11 protein-coding genes and 1 tRNA gene are annotated in these 15,583 nt (G+C 66.0%); 5 read left to right on the top strand and 7 right to left on the bottom strand.

Annotated features, from left to right (window positions below; genetic code table 11):
• Positions 1 to 139 precede the first annotated feature (139 nt).
• From N6L26_RS09600 to N6L26_RS09615, 4 genes are read left to right on the top strand one after another with little or no spacing between them, the layout of a single operon-like run.
• Positions 140 to 2,245: a TonB-dependent siderophore receptor gene (locus tag N6L26_RS09600; RefSeq protein WP_263605362.1), complete on the top strand. Its 2,106-nt coding sequence runs from the start codon at positions 140 to 142 to the stop codon at positions 2,243 to 2,245.
• Positions 2,245 to 2,820 (top strand): hypothetical protein, encoded by a 576-nt coding sequence (locus tag N6L26_RS09605; RefSeq protein WP_263605363.1) that lies wholly within the window; start codon positions 2,245 to 2,247, stop codon positions 2,818 to 2,820. Before N6L26_RS09600 ends, N6L26_RS09605 begins: the two co-directional genes overlap by 1 nt.
• On the top strand, positions 2,817 to 4,133 hold the full coding sequence (locus N6L26_RS09610; protein WP_263605364.1) for a PepSY-associated TM helix domain-containing protein: 1,317 nt from the start codon (positions 2,817 to 2,819) through the stop codon (positions 4,131 to 4,133). The genes N6L26_RS09605 and N6L26_RS09610 overlap by 4 nt, the downstream gene beginning before the upstream one ends.
• A 52-nt stretch (positions 4,134 to 4,185) precedes the next feature.
• A complete protein-coding gene (locus N6L26_RS09615) occupies positions 4,186 to 6,240 on the top strand; it encodes a S9 family peptidase (RefSeq protein ID WP_263605365.1) in 2,055 nt (684 codons plus the stop codon).
• A 71-nt stretch (positions 6,241 to 6,311) separates the two neighbouring features.
• Here N6L26_RS09615 and N6L26_RS09620 read toward each other — a convergent pair whose 3' ends face one another.
• The 4 genes from N6L26_RS09620 to N6L26_RS09635 form a co-directional block, all read right to left on the bottom strand.
• Positions 6,312 to 8,084, bottom strand: a complete 1,773-nt coding sequence (locus N6L26_RS09620) for a DUF885 domain-containing protein (protein WP_263605366.1) — start codon at positions 8,082 to 8,084, stop codon at positions 6,312 to 6,314.
• A gap of 10 nt (positions 8,085 to 8,094) precedes the next feature.
• Positions 8,095 to 9,870, bottom strand: a complete 1,776-nt coding sequence (locus tag N6L26_RS09625) for a DUF885 domain-containing protein (RefSeq protein ID WP_263605367.1) — start codon at positions 9,868 to 9,870, stop codon at positions 8,095 to 8,097.
• Positions 9,871 to 9,971: 101 nt separating this feature from the next.
• Positions 9,972 to 11,774, bottom strand: coding sequence for a flavin-containing monooxygenase (locus N6L26_RS09630; protein ID WP_263605368.1), 1,803 nt, complete (start codon positions 11,772 to 11,774; stop codon positions 9,972 to 9,974).
• A gap of 160 nt (positions 11,775 to 11,934) precedes the next feature.
• Positions 11,935 to 12,021 (bottom strand) — tRNA-Leu (locus tag N6L26_RS09635).
• Positions 12,022 to 12,193: 172 nt separating this feature from the next.
• Between N6L26_RS09635 and N6L26_RS09640 the strand changes: the two genes are divergently transcribed.
• Complete coding sequence (locus N6L26_RS09640) at positions 12,194 to 13,144, top strand: complex I NDUFA9 subunit family protein (RefSeq protein WP_263605369.1); 951 nt, start codon at positions 12,194 to 12,196, stop codon at positions 13,142 to 13,144.
• Positions 13,145 to 13,157: 13 nt separating this feature from the next.
• Here N6L26_RS09640 and N6L26_RS09645 read toward each other — a convergent pair whose 3' ends face one another.
• The 3 genes from N6L26_RS09645 to N6L26_RS09655 form a co-directional block, all read right to left on the bottom strand.
• Positions 13,158 to 13,619 (bottom strand): NfeD family protein, encoded by a 462-nt coding sequence (locus N6L26_RS09645; protein WP_263605370.1) that lies wholly within the window; start codon positions 13,617 to 13,619, stop codon positions 13,158 to 13,160.
• Positions 13,620 to 13,630: 11 nt separating this feature from the next.
• Complete coding sequence (locus tag N6L26_RS09650; RefSeq protein ID WP_263605371.1) at positions 13,631 to 14,638, bottom strand: SPFH domain-containing protein; 1,008 nt, start codon at positions 14,636 to 14,638, stop codon at positions 13,631 to 13,633.
• Positions 14,639 to 14,700: 62 nt separating this feature from the next.
• Positions 14,701 to 15,570: a dienelactone hydrolase family protein gene (locus N6L26_RS09655; RefSeq protein ID WP_263605372.1), complete on the bottom strand. Its 870-nt coding sequence runs from the start codon at positions 15,568 to 15,570 to the stop codon at positions 14,701 to 14,703.
• Positions 15,571 to 15,583 lie beyond the last annotated feature (13 nt).

The following is a 15,583-nucleotide window of genomic DNA, read 5'->3' on the forward strand; positions in this document are numbered from 1 at the left end:
GTAGGCGTGTTAGCGCGCCGCGTCCAGCGAGGGAAAAACGCCGCACCCGCCGCTTTATTTGCAAATGATTCTCACTATCCTTGACTCGTGCGATTAATTCGCAATAGCGGCACGAAAAGTTCAGATGAGGAAATCGTTCATGCCCACCGCTTCCCCCGCCGCGCGCCTGCTCGCCTGCACCGCGCTTGCTCCCTGCCTGTTCGCTGCCGCGCCCGCGCTCGCCGAAGAGGCCATGGACAGCGCCACTGCCGCACCGGGTATCGTCGTGCTGGGGGAACGCGATGAAGACCCGCCGCGCAGCGCGACCAAGCTGCCGCTGGAAGTGATCGACACGCCGCAGTCGGTCTCGGTCATCGGCCAGGACCTGATCGAGGACTTCGGCTTCGACGAGATCAACGACGCGCTGGCAGTGGTCCCGGGAATCAATGTCGAGCAGGTCGAAACCGACCGCACCTATTACACCGCGCGCGGCTTCGACATCAGCTGGCTGATGGTCGACGGGCTGGCGACGCCCAATGTCTATGGCCCGACCAGCGGCGCGCTCGACACGGTGTTCTACCAGCGGGTCGAAGTGGTGCGCGGTGCCAATGCGCTGCTGTCGGGGATCGGCAATCCGGCGGGCACGATCAACTTCGTCCGCCGCCGCCCGACCGGCGAAACCGGCGGTTCGGCCGCGCTCAGCTATGGGTCGTGGGACACGATCCGCGGCGAGGCCGATCTCGACATCGCGCTGGACGAAACCGGCAGCTGGGGCCTGCGCGCCACCGGAGCGATTACCACGGGCGATTCGCACCTGCGCGACTACACCTCGGACCGCTATGCCGGGCAGCTGATCCTGGCGGGCGAGATTACCCCGACGTTGTCGCTCGCGATGGGGTATTCGCACCAGCAGAACAATGCCGACAACGTGCTGTGGGGCGCGCTGCCGCTCTTGTTCACCGATGGCACGCCGACCGATTATCCCGCCGGCACCTCGACCACGCAGGACTGGACTTATTGGGACACGACCAACACCCGCGGTTTTGCCGAAGTGGCGTGGAACCTCGCGCAGGACTGGACGCTCAAGACGGTGCTGACGCGGCAGGACACCTCCAGCGATTCCGAACTGTTCTATGTCTATGGCACGCCCGATCGCGACACCGGGCTGGGGCTGCTGGGCTATCCCGGCGCCTATCAATACGACACCGGCGGCTGGGTTTCGGATACCGAGCTGAGCGGCCGCTTCGGCGCGTTCGGGCGCGAGCACGATGTGACCGTGGGCGTGCAATATAGCGACACCAGCTTCGGCTATCTCGGACGCCAGGCCCCGTTCACCGATCCCGCCTGGGGCCCGCTGCCCGCGCTGCCCGACTGGACCGGCGAGGAAGTCGGCCGGCCCGCCTATGGCGCGGTGCAGGTCGATGCCGATTTCGATTACCGCATGTGGCGCGCATTTGCCGCGACCCGGCTGCAGTTGACCGATCGGCTGAGCGTGATCGGCGGCGCCAATTACATCGACGTCGAATCCGAGGGCGTCAGCTACGGGGTCGACTTCGGCCGCAGCGAAAGCGCGCTGAGCCCGTTCGCGGGCGTGACCTTTGAGGCGATCGACGGGGTCAATCTCTACGCCAGCTATTCGGACATCTTCCTGCCGCAGCACGAAACCGGGACCGACTATGCCCCGCTGGGCGCGGCCAAGGGCGAAAGCATGGAAATCGGCCTCAAGGCGCAGACCGCCGACGGGGCGCTGCTCGGCACGGTGGCGCTGTTCCGTGCCGAACAGTCGAACATCGCCGAATCCGCCGGGCTCGATCCGGCCACCGGCCAGACGCTCTACAATGGCATCGACGTGGTCAGCGAAGGCGTCGAGTTCGAGATCACCGGACGTCTGGCCGAAGGGCTGTTGCTGCAGGCCGGCCTGACGCATCTGTCGCTCGAGGATGGCAATGACGGCAAGGTGCGCACCTATGTCCCGCGCACCACTGCCGATATCGCGCTGCGCTGGCAGCCGACCACGCGGCTGTCGCTGGGCGCGGTGCTGGGCTGGCAGGACGACGTCTATCTCGACACCGCGCTGGGGCGGATCGACCAGGACGCCTATGCCACGCTGCAATTGCAGGCCGGTTACCAGCTGACCGACAATCTCGAGCTGCAGGCGAACATCGCCAATGTCGCGGACGAGAAGTACCTCACCAGCCTCTATTGGGAGCAGGCCTATTACGCCGCGCCGCGCAATTACACGCTGACGCTGCGGGGCAGCTTCTGATGGCAGGAGACGGCGCACTCTGGCTCGGCTGCGCGCTTGCTGCGGCGGGCGTGGCCGGGCTGCGCCTGTCCTGGGGGCGGAGGGGCAAATCGCCGCAGCTCTACATGCTCGGCTGGGCCGCGCTTGCCGCGGGCTGCATCGCGGCGGGCATGGCGAGCGGCGCCTGGGGCGTCGCCGTCGCCGCCTTGGTGGCCACCGCCATGGCCTGCCTGGTCCTGACCCACGCCGCGTTCGAACAACCCCGCACGCCGCGCCGGGCCGCCGAACCCGAAAGCGCCGCCGCCGCATCTGCGCCGGGCACGTTGAGCCGGGGCGTGATCACCTTCGCGCTGACCGGACCGGTCGCTTTGGCGGTGGCGGTCGTGCTCGCGCTTGGGATGCGCACCGTGGCGCTCGCCTGGCCAGTGGCAGAGGCGGATGCCAATGTGATGGTACTCGCGCTGGTCCCGCTGTTCTGGCCGCTGCTCGCTTTCGCCATGCTGATGGCCGAGAACCGGCGGCCGCAAATCGCGATGCTGGCCGTGCCGCTGATCGCTGCATCGCTGCCACTGCTTGCTTTGGGGAGCCGGCCATGACCGCGCTGTTTTCGAAAGACACTGTCCGCCGGGGGATCGCGGCGCATTCGGCGATCGGGCTGATCTGCTGCGCGCTGCTCTATCTCATCTGCGTCAGCGGCACTGCCATCGTGCTGTATGAGGAATGGCAGCGGTTCGAACAGCCGAGCGCGCCCGAGATGGAGAGCATCGCGCCGGAGGCGGTCGAGCGCGCCATTGCCAATGTCGTGGCGACCGAAGCCGGACAGACGCCGACCACGCATCTCTATGTCCATATGCCCACCGAGGCGCTGCCGCGAACGACGGTCACCACCGACACGCAGGCGGTGCATGTCGATGCGGATGGCACCATCGCCGCGCCCGAGGAAAACGCCTGGGCCGAATTCCTGCTTGGTCTGCATTATGCGCTCAACCTGCCCCCGGTCCTGGGGATGACGCTGGTCGGCATGTTCGGCGCGATGATCGTCGCGCTCGCGGTGTCTGGCATCGTCGCGCATCCACGGATTTTCCGCGATGCCTTCCGCCTGCGCGCGCGGCGGAACGACGATGTCGCAACACTCGACTGGCACAACCGGTTGGCGGTGTGGACGCTGCCCTTCGCGCTGGTGATCGCGCTGACCGGGGCGATGATCGGCCTGTTCTACGTCTCGGGCGCCAGCCTTGCCGAAACCGCCTATGACGGCGATGGCGATGCGGCGCTGGCACCGGTCTTCGGTTCGGAGCCCGAGGGTGACGCTGCCCCTGCCCCGATACCCAGCGTGGCCCCGGTGCTGACCTATATGGACCGCGAATATCCCGGAGTGCGCGTCTCCTACCTGATCCTCCACGATCCCGGCACGCGCGGCCAGCATGTCCAGGTGGTCGGCGAGCACGAGCGGCGGCTGATCTTCGGCGAGTATTACGCCTTCGGCGCGGATGGCAGCTTCAAAGGCACCGCAGGCCTTGCCGATGGCGCCACCGGCCAGCAATTCGCCGCCTCGATCTACAAGCTGCATTTCGGCAATTACGGCGGGCTGCCGGTGAAGATCGCCTATATCGTTTTTGGCCTCGCGCTGAGCGTGGTGGTGACGACGGGGACCTTCATCTGGCTCAACAAGCAGGCGCGCAAGGGCCGCCCGCGCCCCATGATCCGCGCAGGCTGGTGGGGCGCGACGATCGGTGTCCCGGTTGCGGTCCTCGTCACGCTGGTAGCCCGGCTGACCCTGGGCAATGGCGCGCCGTTCGTCGCGATATTCTGGGGGGTAACGCTCGCCATAATGGGCGCCGCGATCCTGCGTTCGCGCAAGTCGGGGCAGCGCGCGGTGCTCGCCACCGCCCCCGGATTTGCCCCTTAGCGCAGCATCGGTATAGCAGCCCTCACCATTTCCCAGGAGAGGATTGCCGACCATGACCCTTCGCGCGCCGCTTACCGCCGCCGCCCTGCTTGCTACCGCCTCGCTTGCCGCGCAGGCGCAGGCCCGGCCGATGACGCCGGAAGACGTTGCCCAGCTCGAAAGCGTGGGCACCATCGCCGTTTCGCCCGATGGCAGCCGGATCGCCTACACCACCGCCAGCCTGCCCGATGTGACCGAAGGCGAGAAAAACGGGAGCACCCAGCAGCAGCTCAAGCTGGCCTTTGGCCCGGGCAATGCGCGCGACTTCCTGCCCGACGATATCAATGTATCGGGCGTGACCTTCTCGCCCGATGGCCGCATGGTCAGCTTCGTCTGGGCGGACGAGGACGAGAAGCGCGCTGTCTGGGGCATACCCGTCGATGGCGGCGCGCAGCGCAAGCTGGCCGCAGTAAAAGGTGCTGCGGTACGCTCCTATGCCTGGTCGCCCGATGGCAGCACGCTGTGGATGCTGGCGGGTGCCGAGGAAGACAAGGCGCGCGAAAGCGAGGCCAAGGCCGGATTCAATTCGGTGGTCTATGAGGAAGAAGCCAAGCTGACGCGGTTGTTCTCCGCGCGTGTCGCGGGCGAAGTGGACGCCGACCCCAAGCCGGTCACCATCCCCGGCTATGTCAGCGCCTTCAAGGTCGCGCCCGATGGCCGCCATGCAGTGGTCGACAGTGCGCCCACCCCGCAGATCGACGATGCCTATACCGCCAAGCGCGCGCATGTGCTCGACCTCACCAGCGGCAAGGTGGTGCGCGTGGTCGAGACGCCCGGCAAGGTCGGCGATATCGAAATCTCGCCCGATGGCACGCAGCTGTCGATGATCGCGGGCGTCGACATGAACGACCCAGCGGCGACCACACTGCATCTGGTCGATGTCGCGACCGGCGCCTATCGTGCGCTCAATGCGGGTGCGCCCGAAGCCGCGGTCGATGCCGAATGGCTCATCGACGGTCGTCTCGCCGCGGTCATCCACAAGGGCGCGCAAAGCGCGCTGCGGATCTACAATGCCGATGGCTCGGTGGCTGCAGAGCATGACGGCGGTGCGCTGATCCTCACCAGCGTCGAGGCCGGCGGTGGCACGCTGGCGGTCGAGGCCAACAGCCCGCAGCACCCGGGCGAGCTGTTCGTGTGGAAGGACAGCGCATTCCAGCGCTGGACGCAGCACAATTCCTGGCTGTCGGAGATCGACTTTGGCGCGCAGCGCGCATTCACCTATACCGCGCGCGACGGGCAGGAAGTCGAGGGCGTGCTGATCGAACCCGTCGGCGGCGCTCCGCGCGGCGGCGCCCCGCTGATCCTCAATGTCCACGGCGGACCCGAAGCGCATGACAGCAATGGCTGGCAGACCGCCTATTCCAAGCCCGGCCAGGTGGCCGCGGGCCAGGGCTATGCGGTGTTCCTGCCCAATTATCGCGGTTCGACCGGCTACGGCACCGCGTTTTCCAAGCAGCACACGGGAAATTACACCGATCCCGAGTTTACCGATCTGGTCGATGCCAAGCGCGCGCTAGTCGAAGCGGGGATTGCCGATGGCGAGCGCACCGGCGTGACCGGCGGCTCCTACGGCGGCTATGCCACGGCATGGTCTTCCACCCGCTGGAGCGAGGAATTCGCCGCGGGCGTGATGTTCGTCGGCATTTCCAACCAGGTCAGCAAGTTCGGCACGGGCGACATCCCTTACGAGATGTACAATGTGCACAGCGGCAAATGGCCGTGGGACGACTGGATGGCGATGCTCGAAATCTCGCCGATCTTCCATGTCGACAAGGCCAGCACGCCGCTGCTGATCATGCATGGCGAGGAAGACACGCGCGTCGACCCGGGCCAGAGCCTTGAGCTGTACCGTGCGATGAAGATCCGCAAGCCCGACGTGCCCGTGCGGCTGGTGTTCTATCCCGGCGAAGGCCACGGCAACCAGAAGGCTGCCGCGCGCTATGATTACAACCTGCGCATGATGCGCTGGTTCGACACCTATCTGAAGACCGGCGACCGCGATGCACCGCTGCCGGCCGAGCGCCCCGTTCTTCCCGCGGGCACCACCGGTGTTTCCAGCGACGACTGATCGCCCCGAACGGGCATGAAAAAGGGGCCGCGCGGCATGCCACCGCGCGGCCCCTGCTTTTTTGGACCGGACTATTTCCCGCCGGCGGCGATCCAGTCGTCGATCTTGGCTTCGAGCACGGTGAGCGGGATATTGCCGCTGTCGAGCACCTGTTCGTGGAAGCGGCGGATGTCGAACTCATCGCCCAGCGCGGTTTCGGCGCGCGCGCGCAGTTCCTTGATCTTCAATTCGCCGATCTTGTAGCCCAGCGCCTGGCCCGGCATGGCGATATAGCGCGCGACCTCGTTTTCCGAATAGTCGCGCGGGTTGCCGTTCTCGACCATGTATTCGACCGCCTGCTCGCGGGTCCAGCCGAGCGCGTGGATGCCGGTATCGACCACCAGCCGCACCGCGCGCTTCAATTCGCCATCCTCGAGCGCCTGCAACCGGTCGACCGGATCGTCATACAGGCCGAGTTCGTAGCCGAGGCTCTCGGCATAGAGCGCCCAGCCCTCGCCATAGGCAGTGAACCAGCCGTGCCGCAGCAGATCTGGCAGGCTTTCGTCCTCGACCGCGAACATCACCTGGAAGTGATGGCCCGGATTGCCTTCGTGCATATAGAGCCGGACGGACGGGCTCAGTTCGCGCTCGGCGGCATTCCAGCCGCTGAAATAGAAGGTGCCGGGGCGCGATCCGTCGGCCTTGCCCGGCTGGTAGGACGCGGCGAGGAAGAACTGTTCGCGATAGGGTTCGTATGGCTCGATCCGCAGCTCGGTTTCGGGCTGGCGCAGGAACAGCGGACCGATCTTCGCATCGACCTTCCGGCCGACTTCATACCATGCCTCCTGCAGCGATTCCTTGGTCTTGTAGACCGGCGGGCGGCGGTCGCCGCGTTCGGCGATCGCCTGCTGGCGCGCCTCGTTGATCCGCGCGACTTCGGACAGGCCCAGCCGGTGCACCTCTTCCGCGGTCAGCGGCAGCGTGGTCATTTCGGCGATCCGGTAGGCGTAATAGGCATCGCCGCCGGGTGTCTCTGTCGCACCGATGCTGGCGCGGGCGTGCGGCAGGTAGCTGTCCGCCAGATAGGCGCGCAGCTTGCGCATTGCCGGATAGAGCGTGCCTTCGACCGCCGATATCAGCGCAGTGCGCGCCTGCCCCTTCTGCGCTTCGGTGAAGCTTTCGGGCAGCTGGCGCAGCGGCGCGTAATAGGGATTGCTATCCTCGGGCGCGCCCAGCTGCGTGTCGAGCTGTTCGATCATCAGCTCCACCGTCAGCCGCGGCAGGGTGATGCCCTGTTCCAGCCCCGTGTCGAAGCGCGCGATGACATCGTCGACCATCTGCGCATAGGCGGCATGCCGTGCGACATTGTCGGCATAGTCTTCAACCGCCGCGAAGGGCATCACCCCATCGGGCGCCGACAGGCCGGGATAGGACCCCTGGATGCCCTGGAAATGGTCGAGCGGCAGCGCGAGGATCGTCTGCAGCACCGCCGGTTCGGTGGCGGCGAGCATACGCTCCTTCGAATAACGGAAGGTGTCGTAGGCGATCTGCTCGCCCGGCGTCAGCGCCGCGCGGTCGATCGTCGCGAGCGCGGCAATGTCGCACATCGCTGCCGCGCGTTCGGTTTCATAGGCCGCGGGGGAGAAGTCGCCCAGGCTGCCCGCATCGGAAAAATCGCCGCGATAGAACGCCGCGCGCGGGTTCCGGTCGAGGAAGGCGGCGTCGCTTTCGGCCATCAGCGTGCGCAGCCGCTGGCTGTCGCTCTGCGCGGCCGCGACCCGGTCGCAGGCTTGCGCCGCGGGGGCCGCCAGCGCGGCGCCGGCCATCGCCAGCGCCGAGGCGAGTTGCAGGACCCTATATTTCATAGCCATGCCCTTACTGCCCCCCGCCCGCGATCCAGGCGTCGATCTTGGCCTCCAGCACGGGCAGCGGGATATCGCCAGTGTTGAGCACCTGTTCGTGGAAGGCGCGGACATCGAAGTCCTCGCCCAACGCGTCCTCGGCGCGTGCGCGCAGTTGCTTGATCTTCAATTCGCCGGTCTTGTAGGCCAGCGCCTGCGCGGGCATCACGATATACCGCGCGCTCTCGCTTTGGGCGAAATCGCGCGCCGCGCCGTTGGCGACCATATATTCGATCGCCTGCTCCCTGGACCAGCCCAGCGCGTGCATGCCGGTGTCGACCACCAGCCGCACCGCGCGCAGCATTTCGCCGCCCTCGAGCGCTTTCAGCCGTTCGACCGGATCGTCATAGAGACCGAGTTCGTAGCCGAGGCTCTCGGCATACAGGCCCCAGCCCTCGCTGAAGGCGGTGAATCCGCCATAGCGCATGAATTCGGGCAATGCCTCGTTCTCGATCGCGAACATCGACTGGAAGTGATGCCCCGGATTGCCTTCGTGCATATAGAGCGAGACCGATGTGCCCAGCTCGCGTTCGGCAACGTTGTAACCACTGAAATAAAAGGTGCCCGGACGCGACCCGTCGGCCTTGCCCGCCATATAGCTGGCGGCGAGGCTGAATTTCTCGCGGTAAGGTTCGTACGGTTCGATCCGCAGCTCGGTTTTTGGCTGGCGCAGGAACACTTCGTCCATCAGCGGATCGACCTGCTCGGCCACTTCGTACCACGCAGCCTGGAGGTCGGCCTTGCTGGTGTAGGTTTCGCCGGTGCGGCCATCCGCTTCGGCTTCGGCGGCGTCGATCGCGGCATTGATCCGCGCGACTTCGGCCAGCCCGATCTCGTGGACCTGCTGTGCGGTCAGCGGCAGCGTGGTGTTTTCCTCGATCCGGTAGGCATAATAGGCCTCGCCGCCGGGATTGTCGGTCGCGGCAATGCTGGTGCGCGACTGTTCGAGGTACTCGCTCGCCAGGTAATCGCGCAGCTTCTGCAGCGCGGGCATCAGCGTGCCCGTGAGCACCGCGCGATGCTCGCCGATCAGGCGCTCGCGCTCGGAGGCGGAGAAGCTTTCGGGAAACCGGGCCGCCGGCGCCCAATAGGGGCTCTGCTCGATCGGTGCGCCAAGCTGCAAATCGAGCTGCTCGATCATCAATTCGACCGACATGCGCGGCAGCGTGATGCCCGCTTCAGCCCCGGTGCGGAAACGCGCAATCGCCTGGTCGACGATGTCCGCCATCGCCCGGTGACGACTGAAATTGTTCTCGTAATCCTGCACCGTGTCATAGGGCATCAGCGCGCCGGGTGCGGAAAAGCGCGGGTAGAAGACATGCAGCCCGCGGAAATGGTCGATCGGCAGCGCGAGCACGGTGGGCAGCACGTCGGGCGCGGTCTGCGCCAGCGTGCGCTGCTGCGTATATTCGAACACGTCGTAGGCGATGCGGTCGGTTTCGCCCAGCGCCGCGCGGTCGATCGTCGCCAGTTCGGCCAGATTGGTCTGCGCCGCCGCGCGGTCCGCGGCATAGCTGGCGGGCGAATAATCGCCCAGCTGGTCGGCATCGGAAAAGTCGCCGCGGAAGAAGGCCGCGATCGGATTGCGATCGAGCATGTCCGCTTCGCTGCGTTCGAACAATGCGGTAAGCCTGGCGGCGGCTGCGGCTTGCGCTTCGGCCTGTTGCGGCTGCGCCAGTGCGGCGGGCGCGGATACGGTAGCGCAGGCAATGGCCAGCGCCGATGCGAGGCGCGCGAAAGTGGTAGTCATGATGTGCAGTCTCCCCTGAGATCGTGGCCCGACGCTAGCCGTGCATGCAATCGCCGCAAAGCCCCTTCGACAAAGCGTTTTCCCAGACCCGTGAACGGTGTTCAGGCAAACTCGAGCCCTTCGAAAGCGCCCGATCGGCGCCATTGGTCGATATGGTTGAAGAACCCCAGCGCGCCCGCCGGATGGCCCAGCGCAAAGCGCTCCTGTTCGCCATAGCCCTGCCCTTCATTGTTGTAATAGCCGGGCGTGCATTCGGTGCTGCCCAGTCGCGCGGCGGGGCCGGTCAGCAGGAAGTCGAGCCATTGCTGTTCGGCCTCCGCCCTGGGCTCGACGCTGGCGTGCCCCCGCGCCTCGGCATGCGCGACCACCGCGGCGACCGTTTCGGCATGGTCGACGAGGTTGTGCGGGTAATTGGCGATAAAGGCCGCCGCCTGGTTCTGCTGGACGAAGAACATGTTGGGGAAGCCATGGACATGCAGGCCGTGAAAACTGCGCATGCCGCCCGCCCAATAGTCCGACAGCAGCCGCCCGCCGCGACCGGTCACGTCATAGCCCGCGCGCTCGGTGAAATCGGTGCCGACCTCGAAGCCCGAGGCATAGACGATGCAGTCGACGTCATATTCCTTGCCACTGGCTATGACGCCCTTAGCGGTAATCCGTTCGACGCCCTTGCCATCGGTATCGACCAGATGCGTGTTGGGCCGGGTGAAGGCCTGGAGATATTCGTCGTGGAAGCACGGGCGTTTGCACAGCTGGCGATACCACGCCTGCAGCTTTGCCCCCGCCTCGCCGCCGACGATCGCCTCAGCGCGCGCGCGGATCTCGCTCATCTTGGCGTTATCGGCATCCTCGAATGCGGCCATGATGCCTTCAGGCGTGCGCTGTTCGGGCGGCATATCGATCACCTGCGCGCGGATGCGCTTGCCCAGATCGGTCCAGCCATCGTCGACCAGGTCTTCGGCGGGAAAGCCGATGCCCAGATTGGCGACGAAGTTTTCCTGCCATTTCTTCTGCCAACCGGGTTCTGCAACCTCGTCGAACCAGTCACGGGTCAGCGGGCGGTTGTTGCGCTCGTCCACGCTCGACGGCGTGCGCTGGAAGACCAGCAGTTCCTGCGCATCGCGCGCGACATTGGGCACCACCTGCACTGCGGTCGCGCCCGTGCCGATCACTGCCACGCGCTTGTCCGACAGCCCGGTCATCGGCTCGCCCTCGGGCGTGCCGCCGGTATAGCCATAGTCCCACCGGCTGGTGTGGAAGCTCTTGCCTTCGAACTCCTCGATCCCGGGCAGGCCGGGCAGCTTGGCGACATGCAACGGGCCGGTGCCCATACCGACATATTTGGCGGTAAATTCATCGCCGCGATCGGTCCGCACGATCCACACTTTGCGGGCATCATCCCATTCGAGATCGGTCACCTGCGTGTGGAACAGCGCATTGTCATAGAGATCGTACTGCCGGCCGATATTACTGCAATGATCGCGGATTTCGGGCGCATGCGCGTATTTCTCGCTCGGCATGTGCCCGGTTTCCTCGAGCAGCGGCATGTAGATCATGCTCGCGGTGTCGCATTGCGCGCCGGGATAGCGGTTCCAGTACCAAGTCCCGCCGAAATCGCCGCCCTTCTCGACGATGCGATAGTCGGTGACCCCCGCTTCCTTGAGCCGCGCACCCACGACCAGCCCGGCAAACCCGCCGCCGATAAAGGCGAAGGTGACATGATCGGTGACCGGCTCGCGTGCCTCGCGCGGGGTGTAGGGATCGGCGGCAAGGTCGGTGAACTCGCTTTCGAGCCGCTTGTACTGCCCGGCCCCGTCGGTCCGCAGCCGCTTGTCGCGCTCCGCCGCATAACGGCGCCGCAGCGCCTCCTTGTCGATCAAGCCGTCCTTGTGGACCGTAGCCATATCCCTCTCCCCGCCGCGCCAGTCTCGATTCGCAACCCATCCATCATGTCGCGCGGCGACGCTATCGACAAGGGTGCGGTATCAGGGTGTGCGAAAGAGCGCAGTTGGCGCAGCCCGTGGGGGCGATTGCGCGGCGCGGCTATGTCAGAGGAAAAAGCAGTGGTGCCCAGAAGAGGACTCGAACCTCCACACCCTTGCGGATACATGCACCTGAAGCATGCGCGTCTACCAATTCCGCCATCTGGGCACACTGTCGCTGGCCGGTCGTCGAAGCACGGCTGCGGGTAGGCGCGGGCCACTAGCGAAGCAGTGGCTTACCTGTCAACGCCTTTCACACCCGCCGGAACGCTTGCGGCGCAGCGGGGGTTGGGGCTAGGGGCGTGGCGACAATTCTCCCTTCGAGGAAACAGGCGAATACCATGGCGAAAAGTGGCGCGTTGAACGGCAGGCTGGTAGTGCTGATGGGCGGCAGCGGCTTTATCGGCAATTACGTGGCGCAGGCGCTGCTCGAACGCGGTGCGCGGGTGCGGATCGCCAGCCGCAACCCCGAAAAGGCGTTCAAGCTCAAGCCACTCGCCAACCTCGGTCAGATACAATTCGCGCGCTGCGATGCGAGCGATCGCCAGTCGGTCGAGCGCTGCCTCGTCGGGGCGGATGCGGTGATCAACCTCGTCGGCGCGTTCGGCGGCAATCTGCGCCGGCTGATGGGCGAAGCGCCGGGCTGGATGGCCGAGGCCGCCGCCAAGGAAGGCGCGAGCGCGTTCGTCCATGTCAGCGCGATCGCGGCAGAGCCCGAAGACGACACCGAGATCGAATATGCCGCAGCCAAGAAGCTGGGCGAGGTGCGCGTGCTCGCCGCCTTCCCCAAGGCAACCATCCTGCGGCCGAGCATTCTGTTCGGCAAGGACGACAATTTCATCAACATGTTCGCCGGGCTGATTTCGACGCTACCCGTGCTGCCGGTCTTCGCGCCCGAAGCGAAGCTGCAGCCGGTCTATGTCGACGATGTCGCGGAAGCTGCGGTGCGCGCGCTCGAGGACCCCGGCACGTTCGGCGGCAAGATCTATGAGCTGGGCGGACCCGAGCAGATGTCGATGATGCAGATCAACGAAGCGATCGCCGCAGCGCAGCAGCGCAAGCGGACCTTCCTGGCGATGCCCGATGCGCTCTCGGCGACCTTTGCCGCGCTGCCGGGCACACCGATGGGCAGCGATCAGTGGAAGCTGCTCAAGCAGGGCAATGTCGTCTCGGGCGAGTTTCCGGGTTTCGCCAAGCTGGGTATCGAGCCCAAGCCGCTCGCCCTGTTCCTCGACAAATGGATGGTGCGCTACCGCAAGCACGGCCGCTTCACCGAAGCGCTGAGCGGCTGAGCTAGGCCCCGTCTTAGGGCGGGGTATCGTCTTCGAGCAGTGCGACCGGCTCGACCAGCAGTTCGGCGCCATTGCTGCCGATAATGCGCACGCGCGCACCCGCCGCCGTATCCGCACCGCGCGCGATCCATTCGCTATCGCCCACCTTCACCCGGCCCGAGCCGCTTTCGATCGCCTGCGTCACCAACGCGGTTTCGCCGTGGAGCCGGCCGACGCGGTTGTTGAGCAGCGGGTCGGAGGAGCTGGCCGGGCGGTCGCGCAGCCAGCGCTTGGCCGAAAAGGCGAGGATCAATGAGAGCGACAGCCAGGCGACGATCTGCAGCGCCAGCGGGGGCGCAGAGACGAAGGCCAGCACCGCGATGCCCAGCGCCGCCATCGCCAGCCAAATCAGGTAGACCCCGGGCACGATCATCTCGAGCGTGGCCAGTGCCAGGCCGATGATCAGCCAGATCCAGTAGGATTCGATACCATCCATCGCAGTTCCGCTCACTCGCCCCGCGAACGCGGAACGCTGGTCCGGCGCGTGGGAGCGGTGTCGCGGCTGGCAGGTATCGGCATGCCGCTATCCACCGTGCCCTCGGCGCCGTCGAACGTGCCCTTGATCAGTTCGCCGATACCACCGAGCGAGCCGATCAGCTGGGTTGCCTCGACGGGGAACAGGATGGTCTTGGCGTTGGGGCTGTCGGCGAACTTGCCCACCGCCTTGGTATATTCCTGCGCGATGAAGTAATTGATCGCCTGATTGCCCGAAGAGGCGATGGCGTTGGAAACCATCTCGGTCGCCTTGGCTTCGGCCTGCGCCGCGCGTTCGCGCGCTTCGGCATCGCGAAACTGCGCTTCGCGCTTGCCCTCGGCCTCGAGGATGGCGGATTGCTTGCGGCCCTCGGCGCGCAGGATCGAGCTGGTCTTGTCGCCTTCGGCCTCGAGGATTTCGGCGCGCTTGAGACGCTCGGCCTTCATCTGCCGCGCCATGGCTTCGGAGATATCGACCGGCGGGCGGATATCCTTGATCTCCACGCGGGTGATCTTGATCCCCCAAGGCGAGGTGGCGTGATCGACCACGCTGAGCAGCCGGGCGTTGATCTCGTCCCGCTTCGACAGCGTCTCGTCGAGATCCATCGAGCCCATCACGGTGCGCAGATTGGTGGTCGTCAGCGCCAGGATCGCGTTTTGCAGGCCCGACACTTCATAGGCCGCCTTGCCCGCATCGAGCACCTGGAAGAACACCACCGCATCGACGCCGACCATGGCGTTGTCCTTGGTGATGATTTCCTGCCCGGGAATATCGAGCACCTGCTCCATCATGTTGATCTTGTGACCGACGCGATCGATGAAGGGGTAGATGATATGCAGGCCGGGATCGGCGGCGAGGTGATATTTTCCCAGCCGTTCGATGGTGTAGACGAAGCCCTGTTTCACGATGCGCACGCCCATCACCAGGAACATGACAACGACCAGGACCAGCAGCATCAAGACAAGCGTACCACCAAGCATCACGACCCTCCTCAATTCGCCCGCATCGTAGCGCCCGCGGGGCTGGCGGCAAGCGAAAGCGGTCAGAGCGCCTCAGCGTAGGTTGCCAGCAAGCGCGCCCGGGCCCGCTCGGCCTCGGCTTCGTCGTAGGACGGCGAATCGGGCACGCACCAGCCGTGGTCAGCGGGATAGACCTCGACCTCCGCCGCCGCGCCGATCGCCTCGGCGGCCGCGCGGAATGCGGTCTTGGCCTCGGGCTCCTTGGCATCGTCGTTCTGCGCGATCGCGATCAGATAATGCGCATCCTCGCGCAGCATGCGGTGCGGGCTGTCCGCGCCCTCGCGTACCAGGCCGCCGCCGTGGAAGCTGGCCGCGGCCTTCATCCGCGGCACCGCCGCCGTGCTCCACACGGTGAACGGACCGCCCATGCAATAGCCCTGCGTGCCGATCCCGCGCGCCGTATCGACCCCGTCCTGCGTATCGAGCCAGGCGGTTGCCGCGCGGGCATCGGCCTGGATAGCCGCGGTATCGAGCTTGGCACGCCACGGGCGGACTTTCTGGAACCCTTCGGCGGCGGCGAAAGCCGCGAAATCGGCGAACTGCTGGCCTGCGACATCGCGGTAATAGGGATTGGCGACGAAGACCGCATAGCCCGCGCCCGCCAGCCGCCGGGCCATCTGCCGCTTGGCTTCGCGCAAGCCCGCGATATCGGGCCAGAACAGCACCAGCGGGCTGGCTGTATTCGCCGGGTGGACGAAGAACCCGTCCATCGTGCCACCGGGGGCGGCGAAGCTGACCATGCGCTCGGTCAGTCCGCCGGCGAGTTCGGGCCGCTGGACATCGGTGTCGACCGGCGCGCAGGCCGCCACGCCCGCTGCCAGCGCACCGCCGCCAAACGCCCGCCGCGAGACTTTACCGCGCGCCCAGCGCGCCAGATCCTGTTCGTCGCACATCGCCGTCTCTCCT

Source organism: Qipengyuania sp. SS22, assembly GCF_025736935.1.
Classification (GTDB): domain Bacteria; phylum Pseudomonadota; class Alphaproteobacteria; order Sphingomonadales; family Sphingomonadaceae; genus Qipengyuania.